Raw genomic sequence first — 18,514 nt, forward strand, 5'->3', positions numbered from 1 at the left:
CTGGCAGATAATTGTCAAACCAAGTGTGTGACAGTTCGTTTGTAAAAGATTCGGCCGTCTTCCAGCCTAAGCAATTTCGTGGTCTGTATTTCGAGTGGCTACTGATTAATAGAGATCAGTGGTGGGCAAATTGCTCGAATGTAAAAAAACTTGCTGGCAAGGTGAAGTCCTTTTCCAGCTGGATCAAGCAAAATCTGAATGTGTCTAACTTATTTGGAATGACGAAAAATGAAGTTCAGGGTCAGCATACGGCGGGAGTCGGCAAAAATGACCGAACCTAAGCAAGTAGAACTTTCACATACTCGTTTGTTGCGTTTGTTTCTTACGAACAATTGCCCATAGAATGATGAATGGTGATGCAACAGAATTATTTTTTAATTTGGTTTTTCACCAAAAATTATATGATTAGGATATTCAACAGGCTCGGCTCCAAGTAACACATAACTTGGGACGGCCTGATCCTCGAAGAGAATGATAATGCAGAAAGTGGGCACGTTATATAAAGGAACATCATATTGAAGATAAACACATAAGGGAGGATTCTACGATGACACAGAACAATCAACCTCAGGACGAGGCGGAAATTCGCAACAAGCTGGATGAAGACGGGGATTCCTTGATGGAGAAAAAGAAGATTTTGAGCGGAGTAGACATTGAACCGCAGGCGGACGAATGGGCGGCGAAGCCATCACCTGTTGCTTTTAATGAAGGAAATACTTCTTCGAAAAAATAAACAACATGAGCATCCTACGGGCTTGATGGAATGAAGATAAATTTAGCGAAGCAGGTACCCTTATGGTATCTGCTTTTTGGTTGTATAATAATGTAAAATTAAGTAGACGAAAGAGTGATGGGGATGAGTACAGGTACGATTAACATCCGAAAGGCAGAAATGAGGGACTACTCTGGCGTGTCATTGTTGATGGATGACCTGCACCAGATGCATGTCGAGGCGCGGCCGGACCTATACAGAGCGTTAGAGACCAGAATGGAGGAAAAGGAGTTCACCGAACTGCTGGAAACGGACAAGCGTTACCTGTATGTTGCCGAGTCTTCCGAAACGGGGTTGATTCTGGGTTACGGGAGTGCACAGTTAAGTGTTATTCAAGATAACTCATTGATGGTGGATCGCAAGATGTTGTACATCCATGAACTTGTAGTGGATACCAAACATCGGGGCCAAGGAACAGGTAAACAGTTACTACAAGCATTCATCGAGCTAGGGAGAGAGCTTCAGGCAGATAGCGTGGAATTGTCCGTGTCAACGTTTAACTCTGGGGCACAGGCTTTCTATGAACAGATGGGTCTGGTTGTTCGTAGTAGCAGGATGGAGTATATCTTGTAAGATGCATCGCTCTATTTAATTCCGAATAAGCCTATCCATTTTTAATAAAATATCAGAACACTCTTGAATACCCCCATGGGGTATGTTACTCTTAGAAAAGAACGAAAGAAAAGGGGTGTTCATGATGGATCATCAGAGCCATCCCGAGGAACCTTTGCAATCCTCCAAGTCAGATTCAACGGAAGCTTTGGCTACAGTCCAAGAAGCGGCAACCTGTCATGCCGAGGGCAGTGATGGGAAGCATGTGCGCAAGAGTCACCATTCGCAGGAGATGAAGGGTAACCTGGTCTCTCGTTTGAACCGTGTGGAAGGTCAGATTCGCGGGATCAAAGGATTGATCGAAAAGGATACGTACTGTGATGATGTGCTGACGCAGATTGCGGCGGCTCAGTCTGCTCTTAATTCGGTAGGCAAGCTTCTGCTTGAAGGTCATATGAAGAGTTGTATCGTTGAGCGTATTCAGGCTGGTGAACATGAGGTTGTGGATGAACTGCTGGTTACGATGCGGAAGTTAATGAAGTAAGCTGAATCAATTTACCTAATTAATTTATCATTTTAATATACCCCAAGGAGGAATTTACAATGTCTAATGTTACGTTGAACGTTACTGGAATGTCCTGCAATCACTGCGTGAAATCAGTTGAAGAAGCTGTGAAGAATACCGGTGCGAGTGGTAAGGTTGATCTGGCAGCGGGAACAGTAGCGGTGGAATATGATGAGCAGAAAGTGAACGTGGATCAGATCAAAGCTGCCATTGAAGATCAGGGATACGATGTAGTCTAACGGGATCACAGGCTTAAACCGAACATGCTCATGGGCACAAAGAGGGCAAACCCCTTTTCCCATGAGTCAGGTTTAAGCCTAATTTTCTGTCTGATATATACCCCTAAGGGGTATGTCGGATGCAAAATACAATAAATTGAATCGACATGAAAGGAGCTGACATGATGGATAACTCAACGAATAAACCAATGGATAGATCATCCGAACCAACCCCAATGCCACCTATGGCAGACGCACCAGGACTAAAGACAACACTGCACATCACGGGGATGACCTGTGCTGCATGTTCGACACGAGTGGAGAAGGGATTGTCCCGCATGGAAGGGGTTCAGCAGGCCAATGTGAATCTGGCCATCGAACAGGCAACCGTTTCTTATGATCCAAAGACAACCAACGTGAATGCGTTGCGAGATAAGGTGGAAGCATTGGGCTACGGTACGTTGTCCGAATCGGTTGATCTGAACATCACCGGTATGACGTGTGCTGCCTGTTCTGCCCGGATTGAAAAAGGGCTTTCCCGACTACCGGGGGTATCTCAGGCGAATGTGAATCTGGCGCTGGAAACAGGGCATATCGAATATGCGGCTGGCACATTGAAACCTTCGGATATTACCGCCAAGATCAAGCAGATGGGCTATGGTGCCGAACTGCAATTGACGCAAGAAGAGACCACATCGGTTCGTGAACGTGAGCTGCAACGCAAAAAGTGGAAATGGATGATATCTGCGTTGTTATCGATTCCTTTACTGTGGGCAATGGTGGGGCATTTCTCGTTCACATCCGGAATCTATGTCCCAGATCTGTTCATGAACCCTTGGTTCCAGCTGATTCTGGCAACGCCAGTACAGTTCGTGATTGGGTGGCAGTTCTATGTGGGAGCATACAAAGCGCTACGTAACCGCAGTGCCAATATGGACGTTCTCGTTGCATTGGGTACCAGTGCAGCGTTTTTCTACAGTCTCTATCTGACGTTATCCAGTGGGTACTTACCTTCTACAACCATGGATCATGGGGCAATGGGAACGAGCACAGCCGCCATGCCTTCGGTAGAACTTTATTATGAGACAAGTGCAATTCTGATTACGTTAATTTTACTGGGAAAATGGTTCGAAGCTGTGGCGAAAGGTCGCTCTTCACAGGCGATCAAAAGCTTGATTGAACTGGCTCCACGTGAAGCACGTGTCATCCGGGACGGACAGGAAGTGATGGTTCCTGCCGCATATGTTGCGGTGGGTGATCTGATCCTGGTGAAGCCGGGGGACAGCATCCCGGTGGATGGTATTGTTGAAGAAGGGCAATCCTCTGTGGATGAATCCATGCTAAGTGGAGAGAGCCTTCCCGTGGATAAAAAACCAGGAGATCCCGTTACAGGTGCTACGCTGAACAAAAACGGGGTATTACGGCTACGTGCGACCCGAGTGGGCTCGGACACGGCTTTGTCTCAAATCATCAAAGTAGTCGAGCAAGCTCAGGGTTCCAAAGCACCAATTCAGCGGATTGCAGATGTCATTTCAGGCATATTTGTTCCCATTGTCGTGGGTATTGCCGCGCTGACATTCCTGATCTGGTATTTGTTTGCAAGTCCGGGTGACTTCGCTGGTTCTCTTGAAAAAGCGATTGCTGTGCTCGTTATTGCCTGTCCATGTGCACTGGGGCTGGCAACGCCGACCTCCGTCATGGCTGGATCAGGACGTGCGGCTGAATATGGCATTCTGTTCAAGGGCGGCGAACATCTGGAGTCGGCACAACAGATTCAGACCGTGGTGCTCGACAAAACAGGTACAGTAACCCAAGGTAAACCGGTGCTTACGGATGTTATCACGGCTCCGAACTGGACGGAATCTGATCTGCTTGAGCGAGTGGGAGCGGCCGAACAGAGTTCCGAGCATCCGCTGGCAGAGGCGATTGTTGCAGGAATTCGTGCCAAGGGTCTGGAGCTAACCCCAACAGAGAAGTTTGAGAACATACCGGGATATGGTGTTCGAGCTTCAATAAAAGGGCAGGAGATTCTGGTCGGCACACGTCGTTTGCTTGCAGATGCACAGGTGAATGTCTCTGAGGAAACCGTTCAGCAGATGAACCGTCTGGAGGAACAAGGACGTACAGCAATGCTGGTTGCGGTAGATGGTCAGTGGGCAGGCATCGTGGCTGTGGCTGACACCATCAAGGATACCTCTCGTGAAGCCATCGGTCGTCTTCAGGCGATGGGGATCGATGTCATCATGATCACGGGAGACAATGAGCGAACAGCTCGTGCTGTAGCAGAACAGGCAGGGATCGGTAAAGTTCTGGCTGAGGTTCTGCCGGAAGGCAAGGCTGCGGAAGTGAAGAAACTTCAGGAGAGTGGTCTGAAAGTTGCCATGGTAGGTGATGGCATTAATGATGCTCCGGCACTCGCTACTGCTGATATTGGGATGGCCATCGGAACAGGAACGGATGTAGCGATGGAAGCGGCGGATATTACGTTGATGCGTGGTGATCTGAACAGCATTGCAGATGCCATTGAGATGAGCCGGCGCACGATGGGTAACATCAAACAAAACCTGTTCTGGGCACTCGGATACAACGTTATTGGTATTCCCATTGCGGCAGTTGGCTTCTTGGCTCCATGGCTGGCAGGGGCGGCGATGGCGTTCAGCTCCGTGTCGGTTGTACTGAATTCGCTGCGTCTGCAACGCATGAAGCTGAAGAGAAATGACTGACCGACCTTTGTTTGGAGATATATTCAACGCGTCATTGTCAATGAAGTGAGGATGAATAAATACGCGGTTCGCTGCGGCGGACCGTGTTTTTTGTTGAGAAAAATACAGTTGCGTCGCCAGAAAGTAGCCTGAATCGGTGGTATTAGATGTTCTTTTCTACGGAGAAAGGAAGCATAATGCACTTTTGTGAAAATGGATCAATTGTATTCATGAATAAAGCTTACGTTTTCTGAATTTTTCAAAAAATGAGTTGACAATATGGACATATTCACATAAAATTTAAACGATCGTTTGATTCAAACAACTGTTTAAATCAAATTAGAACTATTTGAGTAATGGAGGACACCTTTTATGTTACAGGCTTTACGTACATTGTTTAAAAAACCGCCAGTGATTGTAGGGATCGTAACAGCACTTATGTTCCAAGTGATCTTTAGCGTGATCTGGATGACCGCATATTCTGGAGTAAATGACCGTACGAAAGAGTTGACGGTTGCGATTGTGAATGAGGACGGCGAAATGTCCAAAGGAATCGCAGACTCACTCGCAGGAACACTGCCTTTCCATACCGTATCCAATCTAAGCGCGGCTGAAGCGTTGGATCAGCTGAATCATCACCAAGTCCACATGGTGCTGGATATCCCGGCTGGATTTAACGAATTGCTTCAGACGGCTGGCTCAACCGCCGAGATTAAATACACCATTAATGAAGCAAACCCGGTTACGATTAAAAGCATGATGCAAGGTGTATCCCAAAGTGTGACAAACACGATTAACAAACAAGCTACAGCACAAGGAGTACAGACGGTGTTAACCGCTTCAGGTGCGCCTGCCGATCAGGCTGCTGAAGCCGCGACAAACCTGGCTACCCGAGTGGAAGGAACGACAACGTCCATTAACCCGGTTAACGGGATGAATAATCAGATGGTGCCGATGATGATGGTACTGGCTTCCTATGTAGGTGCCATGATCATGGGGATGAATCTCCAGACAGCGATGGGCATGTTGTCATCTACCTATTCCCGTTTGACTTTGTTTGGCGCGAGAGTAGTCATCAACGTGGGTTCTGCATTGGTCGTTTCCTTGCTGGGATCATCGCTGATCGTGGCATTGGGAGGACAGATTGCACAAGGATTCGTTGCATTCTGGTTGTTCCAGGCGCTCTTCCTGTGCACGTTCATGTTCTTCTCCCAGTTCTTCCTGATCTGCTTCGGACCTGCAGGAAGTCTGTTCAATATCATCTCACTGTCCTTGCAACTGGTATCCTCCGGTGCAATGGTACCGCGTGAATTGCTGAACAGCTTCTATAGCGGCATTGGGCAGTACCTGCCTGCAACATACGCCGTTCAGGGTATTCTGAGCGTGCAGTTGGGAGGCCCAGGAGTACAATCCGCTGCAGGTTCCATCGTGATTGTACTGTTGGTTGCCGTTGCTTTATCATTGGTCGTGACATTGTTGAAAAAACAACGCATGCCAGCTATGGCTCCAAGCCCTGCTCAAGCAAACAACTAATACAGCAGATGTATACCATTGCATCATAGGATAGGACAAGCACCCCGATGATTTTCATCGGGGTGCTTGGTGTAATATAATAGACAGATGAGTCGCTGGCTACAGTTCTTGAGCTGGAGCGAATGAGATGAACGGACAAGAGGGAGCGGGACGGAATGACGGAACCGGAGTTGGATATCAAAACGAGGATATTGCTTGCAGCCAAGAAGCTTTTTGCACAGCAAGGGTATGACGGGACGAGTGTTCGTCAAATCTGTGATGAGGCGGGTGCGAACGTGTCACTGGTCTCATACCATTTTGGCGGCAAAGAAAAGGTGTTCGAAGCCTTATTTGAGCATTTTTTCCCTGGGCATATGATGAACTCGCTGGCGGAAGAATCCATGTCCTCGCCTGTCGAAGGCATCCGACGAATTATTGGTGAAGTTGTGAAGTTCACGATGACGGATCGGGAGATGAGCGATATTGTGCAGCTAGAAATTACACTTCGTACACATCGCACAGCTACCGTATTTCGTTTTCTGGACCCCGTCTGGACTCGAGTTAAGGAACTTCTGCAAGAAGGAAAAGACCAGGGATTGTTTCAGATTGAGTCCGTAACTTATGCGATGCTTCAGGTGATGGGTGTGGCCTTGGCACACAAACGGGCCAAGAATTCACGGTTTGGCTTTGAATATCAGGATATGAATACAGACGAACTCGCTGAGCAGACAATTGAGTTCGTACTTCGAGGATTGGGAGTGAACAGCCATGAATGAAACCATTGAGTTAATGATGAAACACCGCTCTGTACGCAAATTCAAGCCAGACCCGGTGAGTGATGAGCAGCTTGCAGCCATCGTAGCAGCGGGTCAGATGGCTTCTTCTTCAAGTAGTGTACAAGCCTATACCGTCATTGCTGTGACTGACATAGAGCAGAAATCCAAGCTGGCTGAATTGGCAGGCAATCAGGCCTACGTCAATGAATGTCCGGTGTTTCTCGTATGGTGTGCTGATCTGTATCGGCTGAGTGATGCTGCGAAACGTCATCTTCCTGAAAAGGAATCGTATGCTGATTCAACAGAGAATTTCATGGTAGCCACGATTGATGCTGCTCTGGCTTCCCAGAATGCCGCTCTTGCAGCGGAGTCACTAGGATTCGGAATCGTATATATTGGGGGGCTTCGTACCCGGATTGAGGAAGTAGCTGAGTTGCTGGATTTGCCGGAAGGAGTATATCCGGTGTATGGCATGTGCATTGGTGTTGCAGATCAGGAAACGGGAATTCGGCCGCGTCTGCCGCTGGATGCAGTCCTGCATCATAATCGTTATAATGCCGAGCAGAGCATCAAAGGTGTTGAGCAGTATGATGAGACAACGACGGCGTACATGAAAGAACGGACTAACGGTGAACGAACGACCCCATGGTCCGAACTGATGGCGAAGCGCCTGACTGAGCCGACAAGGTTGCAAGTGAGACCGTTCCTGGAAGGCAAAGGATTCTTGAAGCGTTAAGTTGAACTGAAGGTAGTTACACTTGCCACTCCGATGACAGAACAACCTTCCGATCGCTGTTATCCCCAGATTTTTTGATCCAATTTTTGTGAAGGTGAAAATCTAGTGATAGCGTATGCTTCCGAAGTAGCTTTCTTGCAGAAAGCTTTTAGGCGAACGCTGCTTCCTCAGGTTATTTCTGTCCTCTACGTTCCTGTGTAAAAATTTAGTTCAACTGATATATAATAGTAGACTAGAAGTCAGTCGGTGGCGAAGCCGACTGGCTTCTTTGTGCTGTGCTGGCAGGGCAAGCGAGAGTACTTGCTGTTACCTGATTGTACTTAAGTTAAGCCATAGAAACGCTTTGTGTTCTGATAAAAGAGCCGGGCGGCCCGCTCGGTTCCCATACCGGTGATCTCACTCCATGCCTGGATAACCTGTCTGGTCATGGCCGGGTGTGTCATTCGTCCCTGAAACGGCCCTTCGAAGGGCCAAGGTCCATCGGTCTCGGCCATCACTTGCTCCGATGGATATTGCCGGGCGAGTTCACGAATCTCTTCTTCGTAATGAATATCTGGCGTGAAAGAGATGAAATAGCCATTATCAGCCATGCGTCTAATGGTTTCGCGAGAACCCTTGAACCAGTGGAAATGGGCGCGTCGGAACTGATTTTGCTCCAGCAAATCACAGACGATATCCGCATCTTCGTATACCGCATGAAGGACAAGTGGTTTGTTGTGCTTTTTGGCGAGCTGGATGAAACGTTCAAGCAACTCGATATACCCGCTCTGATCGAAGCGCTGCCCTGCCTTCTCCGCTTCCTGACGGTTGTAATAGGGAAGACCGATCTCTCCGATGGCTATAGCTTGTCCGATATGCTCTTCGATCCATTGGAAGAACAGATTCATTTCTGCAACGGACGGCAGTTCCTGTTCTGGATGGAAACCGAAGGCTGGATAGATGTTACGTGGATGTTGTTTTGCAAGCTCCAGATTGGCCTGGGCAGAAGCGAGATTCATGGACACGGCGATGACTGCCTCGACTTGTTGAGACGGGAAAGATAACAGCATCTCGCGTTGTTCGTCAGGGGTATACTGATCGAAGTGAATATGAGCATCAATTAATGGTGCAAAAGCTTGAGAATGCACGAGGGAATTCCTCCTTGTGGTCATTTATATTCTAACTATGTTACGCAGAATTCCTTGTGGTGGATCACCCATTAAAGGAAAATAATAACTTAAAAACCCGCACTATCAAGATAGGCGGGCTTTCTGCTGTTCTTCTCTCATCCACTGTGCAATCTGCCGTTTACGCTCCAGAAAAGCGGATTGCTCCGTAATTTCTTCTCGTCTTGGGCGATCAAAAGGAACATGTACCTCGTGCAACACCGTTGCAGGTCGGTTGGATAACACATAGACCCGATCCGCTAGCAGCAATGCTTCTTCGATATTATGGGTGATGAACAGCACCGAGCGGCGGTTCTGTTCCCAGATATCGAGCAGCCAGCGCTGCATGTCACTACGTGTCAGTGCATCCAGCGCGCTGAAAGGTTCGTCCAGCAGCATGAGTTCCTGCGGACTGAGCAGGGCGCGCAAAAATGCCGCACGCTGCTGCATTCCGCCCGACAGCATATGAGGGTATGCCTGCTCGAATCCGGCAAGACCCACGCTACTTAACCACTTACGAGCTTCTGCAAGTGCTTCGGCCCGAGGGGGAGCGCTTGAAGCTACTTCACCAGCAAGCAGTACATTGTCTTCAATGGTACGCCACGGGAAAAGAGCAGGCTGTTGTGGCATATAACTAATCTTGCCACGCTGTCCCGTTACATTCTGACCGTTCATAAGTACTTGGCCTTCCTGTGGCTTAAGCAGACCACCGATGATATGGAAAAGGGTGCTTTTACCACAGCCGGATGGCCCAACGATAGCGACAAACTCGCCTTGCTCCACGGTCAGGGACAGGCCGTTCAGAACCGGTAACCTGCTTCGCCGTTCGCGGAATGAAGCATGAACGTCAACGACGTCCAATGCAGGCGGAACCGGAGCAGTATTGGCAGGTCGATCAGGGGTAGCCGGGTGAAGCTTTTCACCGTGCTTTGGCTCCATTGCGCGTGCTCCTCGTTCAGGCTGGTCGTGTTCGTCCTGTTGCCAATTCATATGGTCATCACTTCCTAATATACAGATTACTTCTTTACTATCGCTTCTGTGGCCGCCAGCGCACGAGAAGCTTCTCCAGCAGGGCAATGAACAGGAAGAGCAGCAAGCTGAGCGCGACAATAATCATAATCGCCACGAATAAACGATCGGTGCGATAAGCTGACTTTTGCAGCATCATATAATAACCAATACCCTTGTCTGCGCCAATCCATTCGGCGATGATGGCTCCCATCACACTATAGGTAGCGGCGATTTTGACACCGGAGAACACGGATGGCAACGCATGGGGGAGCTCCAGCTTCCAGAAGATATGATGACGTTTCGCACCAGCCATGCGCATATAGTTCATCATGGCCGCGTCAGTACGGGTCAAGCCGTCCATAGCCGCCACCGCAACGGGGAAGAAACAGACCAGGATGATCGTAATCAGCTTGGGCAGCAGCCCGAATCCGAACCAGATTAACAGGAGCGGTGCGAGCGCGATGGTCGGGATATTTTGACTAAGAATAAGTAAAGGATACAGGGCTGACTTGAGAAAAGGGACCAAATGCAGCACCATCGCAATCAGCAATCCGACCGCCGTGCCAGCCGCGAATCCGATCAGCGTTAACTGAATGGTTGCGGAGGCGTGCATGCCAAGTCGCTCGGCCTGAGTTGCCGCTTCGCGGGCGATGTCGGACGGTGCAGGCAGCATCCATTTCTCAATATGGAAGAGGGAGACGGCTCCCTGCCATATCGCTATAAAGAGAATAACCGCCACAATGGGCGGCCATACACTTTTGAAATAGGCATGCATTAGCGATACTTCTCCGTCAGGGTATCCATGCTGAAGCCAGTAGGGCTATGGGCAATTTTGATCTGGGAGATGATGCTTGGGCTGCCAGCCTCCACAAGTACCTCGTGCATTTTACGGACAACCTCCAGCAGTTCCTCCAGTTCCCCCTCGATCGTGGTGTCGAGTGCGTTCACCTGATATTTCAGGCCGGATTGCTGAATAACTTCAATGGCGCGATCTACGTAAGGATAAGAGTTCTCGCCATTTGGCGTTTTCGGGATAACCTGAATGCTAAGTAATGTGCTTGCCATGAGAGATCACGGCTCCTTTCGTGATAAATTGCATGAATTGAACCAGGTTTACACTTATCACTCCGATTGCAGTACCCTCTTCCGATCACTGTTATCCCCGGATTTCTTTAATGAATTCTAATGGAGGAAATCCGGGGATAAAGGTGAGCGCTTCGCTTCTTCAGATGGGTTCTGCACTCTTCGTTCTTGTGTAAAAAAGTTAAACTTAAGCAATTTTTATTGGGGTAAAAACGCGTTCGTATATGCCTTGCTCACATCGATCTGTTCATCCAGCAGTTTTTTGCTAAACATCCAGTCAGTGTAGTTTTGCCACACTTCCTGTTTTTGTTCTCCCCAGCGCGGGGCGTCATCTGTGTACTTTGGACTAAGCCATTTCTGGCTTGCCAGTACCAATTCCTTATCCAGATCCGGTACGGCCTTGATCAGAATGTTTGCTGCGTCTTCGGGATGATCAATTGCGTATTGATACCCTTCGGAGGTGGCTTTCAGGAATGCTTTCACCAACTCGGGGTCGTTTTGGATCGTCTGCTCGTTGGTTACGAGGACAGGCGTGTAGTAATCCAATGCATCTGAATAATCCTTCACATATAACATGTCGATTGGTTCCCCGCGCAGTTCGGCTTCAATACCCGTCCAGGCGTAGAAAATCCACGCAAAATCAATATCCCGTTTCACTGCGGTGAAAAAGTCAGCGTCACCCATGTTAATATTTTTCACTTTCGATACATCAGCTCCGTCGCCTTCCATAATGGATTGCATCACGGCTTCTTCCACAGGGGAACCCCAACCGCCATAGGTTTTACCTTCAAAGTCTTTCGGTGACTTGATATTCCGATCCGCCGGAGCAGCGAAACCAGATGTATTATGCTGAATAACTGCTGCGATGGAGACCAATGGAACACCCTGTGTGCGGGCTTGAGTTACACTCTCCTGATAACTTACGCCAAAAGGCACTTCATTGGAGGCAACCATCGTATCTGCGCCACCGGCACCTGGTTGTACAATCTCCACGTTCAAGCCTTCGGCCTTGTAAAAACCTTGATCTACAGCCGCATACAGGCCGGTATGATTCGTATTTGGTGTCCAGTCGAGCACCACTTTAATATCTTTCAGGGCGGCAGTGTCACCTTCGTTGCTGCTTTCCGTATTTGTGTTGCCGTTCTGCCCAGCTGGGGCAGCTTCTTTGCCACCACATGCGGCTACAGTCACCATAAGCACGCATAAGAGCAACAATCCCATCGTTTTACGCCATTTCATCTGTGGTTCTCTCCTTCGGTATGTCCGGCCGATTGGCCCGGGGTACTCCTTGGCTTCATATCCAATCATCTTGCATAAATCGACAGATTTATACCAGTTGAGATCTGGATAACGTCACTTTTTTTAGCTCTCTGGCTATATAAAAGAACATTAAAAAAGCGTCCCGTATTCCGGGACGCGTGCAGGCGTTAGAGAGGTGGCGTTCAGCCATAGGGCTGTGCCATTTCGATATACTCCGATTCCTACGCTGGCATAATCCAGATCAGGTCTAAGGGTTAGTATCTTGGTGGGATACACTCTCAGCCGGCCAATTCCGACTCCCCTGGGAAACTATGAAGTTACGGGCATTACTAGGTGTAATTATAGGCCAGCAGGTGGAACGTGTCCAGTCAGGAACTGGATGGGGACACGTATGAAATTATCAAACAGGCCGTTATACATATGTATATCAGCCTGTTTAGATGTGTTATTTTCAATAATTATCGTGGCGAATCATATAAGGAAATCTGGCTGATTGCAAAAGCATCGAGTGGGCCATAGCCTCAGTGCTGAGGATCTGGAAGGTTTCCAACAAAAACTTGGATCAAATCCGATGTTTGATATCTCATCGCATCAGGGCTGCTTTCCCTATTTCAGTGATCAGCTTTTGATCGTTTGACCTTGACCGGAGACGCTTGCTTCATTTAAACAACATAATTTAGATACAAAAGGAGATAGTACTGCTATATAAATAATTATTTTTTACATATGGGGGCGTACTGAATGATCCTTAAAACCATATTCGCAATTATTCTGTCCTATTGTGTCTACGTTTTTTTCACAGCTTACCTTTTATTTTTGGTTCCGTCTCCATCTACTATTGAAAATACGGATATGCAAAAATTGTTAACAGCAGGAAGTACGACAGATCGCGTACTGCTCTTGGAGGACGGCTTTCAATCCGGTCAGGTGAGAATCCAGACCATTCGAGAGGCGAAAACAAGCATCGACCTGGCTTATTACTCCATCCAAAAAGGAAAAACATCTCAACTCTTTTTTGCTGCTTTATTCGATGCGGCTGATCGGGGTGTTCATGTTCGAATCATTTTAGACGGGATTTTTCACAACATGCGCGGAGAATTGCGTGATATTCCAGATGCCATTGCAGCTCACCCCAATGTGGAGTTAAGGTATTATGAACCACTCAACATAGTTATGCCATGGACATGGCATAACCGTCTGCATGACAAGATCTTTCTTGTCGACAACACATATGGCATCATTGGCGGCCAAAATATTGGTGATAGATACATGGCATTGCAACCCAAAAAAGACTATGTATTCGATCGGGATGTCCTTGTTTACAATCCAAACCATAATAAAAACAGCACGGTTGTTGAAATGAAAAAATATATAGATCGGTTATGGGAACATCCATTCACCAAACCAGAAAAACATGCCAAACGTCAGCATCATACAAAGGGGTTACAAGAGCTGGATCAGCTGGCTGAGTTATATAAAAAAGCTCAGGCTGAGAGCGATCCTTTTGTTAAAGTGTTGCCGAAGGAATGGGCTCAAGGGGCTCTTCGTTCCGACCACGTCGCTTTCATTCACAATCCAATCCAGAGGCTGTATAAAGACCCGACCATGTGGAGAGCATTTGTTCATTTCGCCAATCAAGCAAAGTCGAAAGTGTACCTTCAGACGCCATATGCCATTCCTACCAAGAAAATGAAGAAAGCCGTACATCTGTCGATGAATCCAAAAGCAGAATGGGTCATGTTAACCAATTCAATCCAGCAGACCCCTAACCCTTTGGCTTTCGCGGGATACTTAAGCTCTAAGAAACGGTTGCTTGATACCAATCTGGCCATTTATGAATACCAAGGCCCTTATTCCATACACGGCAAATCATTTGTCATGGATGATTACCTCAGCATGGTTGGTTCGTATAACCTTGATCCCAGATCCGCCTTTCTAAATACCGAATCTGCTGTGGTCATTTCTGGTTCTGCATTCGCCAACGAACTAACAGAAGCTATGGATATCAAACGTACACTTAGTACACGTGTGAATAAAGGTGAGCAACTAGCAGAATCTACGAATCAGAAAGGCTCTGTTTTCAAACGAATGGCAATCACAGCTTTATCCAAACTGTCTTTTCTCTGGAGATTTCTGTTGTAGGAAAGAACCAGCTATTAGATATAGCTACTTCCATAAATTTTAATTTGGAAAAATCAGATTTGTTCACAGAATGTTCACTTATGTGGAGGGTTTCCTCATCTCTATAATTACGAAGGTAAACAGAGAGGATGAGAGAATTGCCAACAAGCAAGAAGGAACAAATTATTTTCGGATTAATGATGTGTACAGGAATGGTTGTCGTCATGATGACATTCAATTTATGGCATAGTGGGTTACTCGGTAAGATGTCCCCGCTTGAGATACTGCTTCAATTCATATTATGTTTTGTCATCGCGTTTGTGGTAGAGTCCTTCATTGTCGGACCTATAGCGAGAAAGATTGCTTTTTCCTTACCCTTTGACAAGTCCAACAAAATTCTGGGTGTACTCGCCATGTCATTTTTTATGGTGATTGGCATGGTTCTGATCATGTCCTTGTATGGGATGGTTTCAGCATATCTCGCTGATCAATTAAGTGGGTCATCCGTACTCCGTACGTATCTCCATACCATTGCTCGTAACTTCAGCCTTGCGCTTCCATATCAGTTAATCATTCTGGGACCGCTCGTCCGATATGTATTCGGTAAATTCATCAAGGATAACGGGCCCGTAATGCCTGTCGTTAACAAAAGTGTGTGATTCGGCTGGCCCTAAGTATTTCCTGGGCAATCGTGTGCAAATGAATAGATCGTATTCTTACCTGTAATGAAAGGTGATCTGAGGCAAAGATAGGATACTTTCCACCACGATTACAGCGCTAACGAATCGAGAACATCTTATTAGGCCAATTTTTAGGGAATAAAAAATCTAACGAATCTCAGCGGGTTATTATGATAAAAAACTGCAACGAGACCTTGAATTTGAGATAATTATCTATAATAACGTCTCTAGGATTCGTTAGATTTCAAATATCCTAAAATGCAGATAAATAACGTGTGCTAGGTTCTTTATACAAAGTAACGCTACAAAAAAATGTCCACCGTCAGGTCATGACAGTAGACATTACAATTTCTTTAATAGGTATTTCTAATCCTCAGGACTGGATCAACACAGAACTGTTAAGTCGCAGAATTGGCTATATGTTTGTTCTGCCATTGATACGTGATTACGCTAATGACAAGCAGGCCAACTGCAAAGATCGCAAGCATCCATGCAGACTGATTAACCGCCAGATGATCAAGACTCCATCCCGTAGTCAAAGGCAGAATGGCACCGCCAACCCCACCTGAGGCAATCAAAATGCTGGGTGTGGATTCTTCTGTTCCGGGCAGCAGTTTACTGGCAAAGACAAGGGCAATGGAGAATATCCCTGACATCGCCAGTCCAAGCAGTAAGATGATGAGAAATGAAGACCAGATTTGGTTTGTAAATGGAAATACCATTAACAAAAGAACAGATGCAAGACAACTGTACAGAACATAGACGCGGTATTGGAATTTCTCTGCGATATACCCGGCGAAGAGTCGTCCCACGGACATGGCAATCCAGAAACAGGTGACACTAAGGGCTGCTCCGGCTTCCTTCATGTTCATTTTCTCAATCAGGATCGCCGGCATGAAGTTCGCAAGACTCATCTCTGTGCCAACATAGAGGAAGAAGAACAGAACGAATAATACCAGAAGAGTCCTGTTACGGCCACGATAGGTTGGACTGGATGTACTTGCAGATGCGGGATGCATCTCACCCGATGTCCCAGCAGAGTGCGTATTTACGGAAGCATGATTTGAACTCTGTCGCTCCAGAAACTTATCGAGTTCACCGAATGATCCTTTCGCCCAGAAAACAAAGGTCAGCGCTGCGCAGATCGCAACAACGAGAAAGGAGAGACGCCAGTATCCGGCAGCAATCAGACCGCTTGCAATGAGCGGCATGACCATCGCCCCAATCCCGAATAACACTTCCAGTCGACTCATGGCAACGGCTGTATTGTCTTTGATTGCAGCGATGATAATGGTGCCAATAACAGCTTCAACCATTCCGAATCCAAAGCCGGCCGCGGGTGCAATGACGAACATCCAGCCCCATGGTGGCAGCAGCATGTAGGATAATTCTGCAATACAGAGCAACGCTGTGGCGATTAACAGGCCTCCCCGTTTACCAAAGCGTCTGTTCAGCCATGGAGATAACAATACACCACCCAGGAATCCGGCAAATTGAGCAAAGATCAGCGTTCCGCCTTGGCTATAATCTTTGCCGTAATGTTCAAGTGCAACCGGTAGAATGGAACCGAGCACAACGTGGGCAAGTCCAATCAGGAAATAGGACAGACATCCGATCCAAAGTAATTTTTTCATAAAGAACTCCTTCTACTTATATACATAAATTGAGGATCACAATAAAGCGCAATCTTGAAGACAAAGTCTATCATAACAGGACATGTTAAGTTGTGCCATGAATTCCTGATCAATACAGAAGGTTGCAATTAGGTCCGGCGTTCGTATATACTGAGACACAACAATTACAGATCGGAACATGCCGTTGAAGAGCATCCAACTCGGAGGCGTTTTCGCCAGGGGAGCGATATTTCCCCAAGTTAACCGGAACCGCCCGTTATCGCGGACCAAGAGGCTGGAAGCAGGATATCCTGATTCAGCAAGTTGGGTGGCACCGCGAGCAGAGCGCTCCTCGTCCCAAGGGATGAGGGCGCTCTTTGTATTTTTACAGCCAAAGGAGACGGTGACCATGTTAGAAATGAAGTGGATTCGTGCACATGCAGAAGAGGTTCAGGCCGCAGCAGACGGGAAAAAAATCAAGATCAACATTCGCACATTGTTAGAGCGGGATGAAGAACGTAGAACACTTTTGCGGGAAATTGAAGAAGGTCGCAGGTTGCGCAATACGTTATCTGCTGATATTGGCAGACTCATGCAAGCCGGGAATCGGGAACAGGCCGAGGGTTTGCGGGCTCAGGTTAAACAGATCAATGAACAGTTGGAACATGTGGAAGCGAGGCTCGCCCCTGTGCAGGAGGAAGTAACCAAGCTGCAATGGCTGGTACCCAATATCGTATCCCCGGATACCCCCAATGGCTCGTCGGACGCAGACAATGTAGAGCTGCGACGTGTGGGAGAGGTGCCAACGTTCGAGTATAACATCAAAGATCACGTGGAACTTGGGGAGTTGCATGATCTCATCGATATTCCCCGTGGAGTTAAGATTGGCGGGACGCGAAGTTATGTATTAAAAGGTGCTGGCCTGTTATTACATCGGGCAGTACAGCAACTTGCGCTGGATCTGTTGCTGAAGCACGGGTTTACACCGATGGAGGTACCGCTGATGGTCAGGGAGGATGCGTTGGTGAACACCGGATTCTTCCCAACCGGACTAGATCAGGTCTATGAACTCGAAGGGGAGAACAAGTGGCTGGTGGGAACTTCTGAAGTGCCGCTGGTCTCGTATTATGCGGATGAGATTGTCGATGTTCAAGAGCCTGTGAAGCTGGCCGCGGTATCGACGTGTTTCCGCAGTGAAGTTGGCTCCGGCGGACGGGATGTACGCGGATTATACCGTGTGCACCAATTTGCCAAAGTTGAGCAGGTCATTCTCTGTGCTCCTGATGCGGAAGAATCGGAGCGCATGTTGCAAGAGATTACAGGACACGCCGAAGAATTGCTGCAATTACTGGAACTGCCGTATCGTGTTGTCGCTGTATGTACCGGGGATATGTCGCAGAAAACGTACAAACAGTATGACATCGAGACGTGGATGCCAAGCCGCGGTGCATATGGAGAAACGCATTCGTCGTCGAATCTGCATGATTTTCAGGCGCGGCGTTCGAATATTCGTTGCTTGGATGCCGAAGGCAAGTTGGCGTATTGTCACACACTGAATAATACGGCGGTGGCATCGCCGCGTATCCTGATACCGTTGCTTGAGAATCATCAGCAGGAGGATGGAAGCATTCACATTCCGGTAGCCCTGCGGCCCTATATGGGCGGGGCCGAGAGCTTGATTTTGCCAGAGCAGGATGCAGTGAAGTAGAGAGGTTAGGTAACGCTTTAGTAATTCAAAAAGGGGATGTTCCACACGTCATGTTGTATG

18 protein-coding genes and 1 riboswitch are annotated in these 18,514 nt (G+C 47.6%); of the genes, 12 read left to right on the top strand and 6 right to left on the bottom strand.

Annotated features, from left to right (window positions below):
• The first annotated feature begins 11 nt into the window (after positions 1 to 11).
• The 9 genes from MKY66_RS02265 (at position 12) to nfsA (ending at position 7,833) form a co-directional block, all read left to right on the top strand.
• On the top strand, positions 12 to 281 hold the full coding sequence (locus tag MKY66_RS02265) for a hypothetical protein (protein ID WP_339806778.1): 270 nt from the start codon (positions 12 to 14) through the stop codon (positions 279 to 281).
• 266 nt (positions 282 to 547) lie between these two features.
• Positions 548 to 733: a hypothetical protein gene (locus tag MKY66_RS02270; RefSeq protein ID WP_036616704.1), complete on the top strand. Its 186-nt coding sequence runs from the start codon at positions 548 to 550 to the stop codon at positions 731 to 733.
• A 123-nt stretch (positions 734 to 856) separates the two neighbouring features.
• Positions 857 to 1,345: a GNAT family N-acetyltransferase gene (locus MKY66_RS02275; protein ID WP_076216040.1), complete on the top strand. Its 489-nt coding sequence runs from the start codon at positions 857 to 859 to the stop codon at positions 1,343 to 1,345.
• Between the two features lie 124 nt (positions 1,346 to 1,469).
• On the top strand, positions 1,470 to 1,868 hold the full coding sequence (locus MKY66_RS02280; RefSeq protein WP_256704334.1) for a metal-sensitive transcriptional regulator: 399 nt from the start codon (positions 1,470 to 1,472) through the stop codon (positions 1,866 to 1,868).
• Between the two features lie 59 nt (positions 1,869 to 1,927).
• Positions 1,928 to 2,128 (top strand): copper ion binding protein, encoded by a 201-nt coding sequence (locus MKY66_RS02285; RefSeq protein WP_036673156.1) that lies wholly within the window; start codon positions 1,928 to 1,930, stop codon positions 2,126 to 2,128.
• 224 nt (positions 2,129 to 2,352) lie between these two features.
• Complete coding sequence (locus MKY66_RS02290; protein WP_076216099.1) at positions 2,353 to 4,830, top strand: heavy metal translocating P-type ATPase; 2,478 nt, start codon at positions 2,353 to 2,355, stop codon at positions 4,828 to 4,830.
• Positions 4,831 to 5,181: 351 nt separating this feature from the next.
• Entirely contained in the window at positions 5,182 to 6,342 is a 1,161-nt protein-coding gene (locus MKY66_RS02295; protein WP_047840376.1) for an ABC transporter permease, read from the top strand.
• Positions 6,343 to 6,497: 155 nt separating this feature from the next.
• Positions 6,498 to 7,097, top strand: coding sequence for a TetR family transcriptional regulator (locus MKY66_RS02300; protein ID WP_076216037.1), 600 nt, complete (start codon positions 6,498 to 6,500; stop codon positions 7,095 to 7,097).
• Entirely contained in the window at positions 7,090 to 7,833 is a 744-nt protein-coding gene (gene nfsA / locus MKY66_RS02305) for an oxygen-insensitive NADPH nitroreductase (protein ID WP_076216035.1), read from the top strand. The genes MKY66_RS02300 and nfsA overlap by 8 nt, the downstream gene beginning before the upstream one ends.
• A gap of 320 nt (positions 7,834 to 8,153) precedes the next feature.
• Here the strand turns inward: nfsA and MKY66_RS02310 are convergent, their stop codons facing one another.
• From MKY66_RS02310 to MKY66_RS02330, 5 genes are all read right to left on the bottom strand, one after another.
• Entirely contained in the window at positions 8,154 to 8,984 is an 831-nt protein-coding gene (locus MKY66_RS02310; protein ID WP_076216033.1) for a TatD family hydrolase, read from the bottom strand.
• A gap of 81 nt (positions 8,985 to 9,065) precedes the next feature.
• Entirely contained in the window at positions 9,066 to 9,968 is a 903-nt protein-coding gene (locus tag MKY66_RS02315) for an ABC transporter ATP-binding protein (protein ID WP_179088579.1), read from the bottom strand.
• A 37-nt stretch (positions 9,969 to 10,005) separates the two neighbouring features.
• A complete protein-coding gene (locus MKY66_RS02320) occupies positions 10,006 to 10,764 on the bottom strand; it encodes an ABC transporter permease (RefSeq protein WP_076216030.1) in 759 nt (252 codons plus the stop codon).
• Positions 10,764 to 11,054, bottom strand: coding sequence for an MTH1187 family thiamine-binding protein (locus MKY66_RS02325; RefSeq protein WP_076216027.1), 291 nt, complete (start codon positions 11,052 to 11,054; stop codon positions 10,764 to 10,766). The genes MKY66_RS02320 and MKY66_RS02325 overlap by 1 nt, the downstream gene beginning before the upstream one ends.
• Positions 11,055 to 11,270: 216 nt before the next feature.
• Positions 11,271 to 12,311: an ABC transporter substrate-binding protein gene (locus MKY66_RS02330; protein ID WP_076216025.1), complete on the bottom strand. Its 1,041-nt coding sequence runs from the start codon at positions 12,309 to 12,311 to the stop codon at positions 11,271 to 11,273.
• A gap of 221 nt (positions 12,312 to 12,532) precedes the next feature.
• Positions 12,533 to 12,645, bottom strand: a riboswitch (TPP riboswitch).
• Between the two features lie 539 nt (positions 12,646 to 13,184).
• On the opposite strand from MKY66_RS02330, the gene MKY66_RS02335 reads away from it, so the two are divergent.
• Positions 13,185 to 14,474 (top strand): phospholipase D family protein, encoded by a 1,290-nt coding sequence (locus MKY66_RS02335; protein ID WP_339806782.1) that lies wholly within the window; start codon positions 13,185 to 13,187, stop codon positions 14,472 to 14,474.
• Between the two features lie 203 nt (positions 14,475 to 14,677).
• Positions 14,678 to 15,112 carry a hypothetical protein gene (locus MKY66_RS02340; protein WP_339806784.1) on the top strand — a complete coding sequence of 145 codons (435 nt, stop codon included), beginning with the start codon at positions 14,678 to 14,680 and terminating at the stop codon, positions 15,110 to 15,112.
• Positions 15,113 to 15,531: 419 nt separating this feature from the next.
• Here the strand turns inward: MKY66_RS02340 and MKY66_RS02345 are convergent, their stop codons facing one another.
• Entirely contained in the window at positions 15,532 to 16,767 is a 1,236-nt protein-coding gene (locus MKY66_RS02345; RefSeq protein WP_076216019.1) for an MFS transporter, read from the bottom strand.
• A gap of 388 nt (positions 16,768 to 17,155) precedes the next feature.
• Here MKY66_RS02345 and serS point away from each other — a divergent pair, with 388 nt between their 5' ends.
• The gene (serS, locus tag MKY66_RS02350) at positions 17,156 to 18,454 is read left to right on the top strand and encodes a serine--tRNA ligase (protein ID WP_076216015.1); all 1,299 of its coding nucleotides are present in this window, start codon (positions 17,156 to 17,158) and stop codon (positions 18,452 to 18,454) included.
• Positions 18,455 to 18,514: the final 60 nt, after the last annotated feature.

It is taken from the genome of Paenibacillus sp. FSL R5-0766, assembly GCF_037971845.1.
Taxonomy (GTDB): domain Bacteria; phylum Bacillota; class Bacilli; order Paenibacillales; family Paenibacillaceae; genus Paenibacillus.

Coding starts and splice junctions, on each gene's coding strand:
- MKY66_RS02270 (WP_036616704.1), top strand. CDS start 548: ATGACACAGAACAATCAACCTCAGGACGAGGCGGAAATTCGCAACAAG.
- MKY66_RS02275 (WP_076216040.1), top strand. CDS start 857: ATGAGTACAGGTACGATTAACATCCGAAAGGCAGAAATGAGGGACTAC.
- MKY66_RS02280 (WP_256704334.1), top strand. CDS start 1,470: ATGGATCATCAGAGCCATCCCGAGGAACCTTTGCAATCCTCCAAGTCA.
- MKY66_RS02285 (WP_036673156.1), top strand. CDS start 1,928: ATGTCTAATGTTACGTTGAACGTTACTGGAATGTCCTGCAATCACTGC.
- MKY66_RS02290 (WP_076216099.1), top strand. CDS start 2,353: ATGGCAGACGCACCAGGACTAAAGACAACACTGCACATCACGGGGATG.
- MKY66_RS02295 (WP_047840376.1), top strand. CDS start 5,182: ATGTTACAGGCTTTACGTACATTGTTTAAAAAACCGCCAGTGATTGTA.
- MKY66_RS02300 (WP_076216037.1), top strand. CDS start 6,498: ATGACGGAACCGGAGTTGGATATCAAAACGAGGATATTGCTTGCAGCC.
- nfsA (WP_076216035.1), top strand. CDS start 7,090: ATGAATGAAACCATTGAGTTAATGATGAAACACCGCTCTGTACGCAAA.
- MKY66_RS02310 (WP_076216033.1), bottom strand. CDS start 8,984: ATGACCACAAGGAGGAATTCCCTCGTGCATTCTCAAGCTTTTGCACCA.
- MKY66_RS02315 (WP_179088579.1), bottom strand. CDS start 9,968: ATGAATTGGCAACAGGACGAACACGACCAGCCTGAACGAGGAGCACGC.
- MKY66_RS02320 (WP_076216030.1), bottom strand. CDS start 10,764: ATGCATGCCTATTTCAAAAGTGTATGGCCGCCCATTGTGGCGGTTATT.
- MKY66_RS02325 (WP_076216027.1), bottom strand. CDS start 11,054: ATGGCAAGCACATTACTTAGCATTCAGGTTATCCCGAAAACGCCAAAT.
- MKY66_RS02330 (WP_076216025.1), bottom strand. CDS start 12,311: ATGAAATGGCGTAAAACGATGGGATTGTTGCTCTTATGCGTGCTTATG.
- MKY66_RS02335 (WP_339806782.1), top strand. CDS start 13,185: ATGCAAAAATTGTTAACAGCAGGAAGTACGACAGATCGCGTACTGCTC.
- MKY66_RS02340 (WP_339806784.1), top strand. CDS start 14,678: ATGATGACATTCAATTTATGGCATAGTGGGTTACTCGGTAAGATGTCC.
- MKY66_RS02345 (WP_076216019.1), bottom strand. CDS start 16,767: ATGAAAAAATTACTTTGGATCGGATGTCTGTCCTATTTCCTGATTGGA.
- serS (WP_076216015.1), top strand. CDS start 17,156: ATGTTAGAAATGAAGTGGATTCGTGCACATGCAGAAGAGGTTCAGGCC.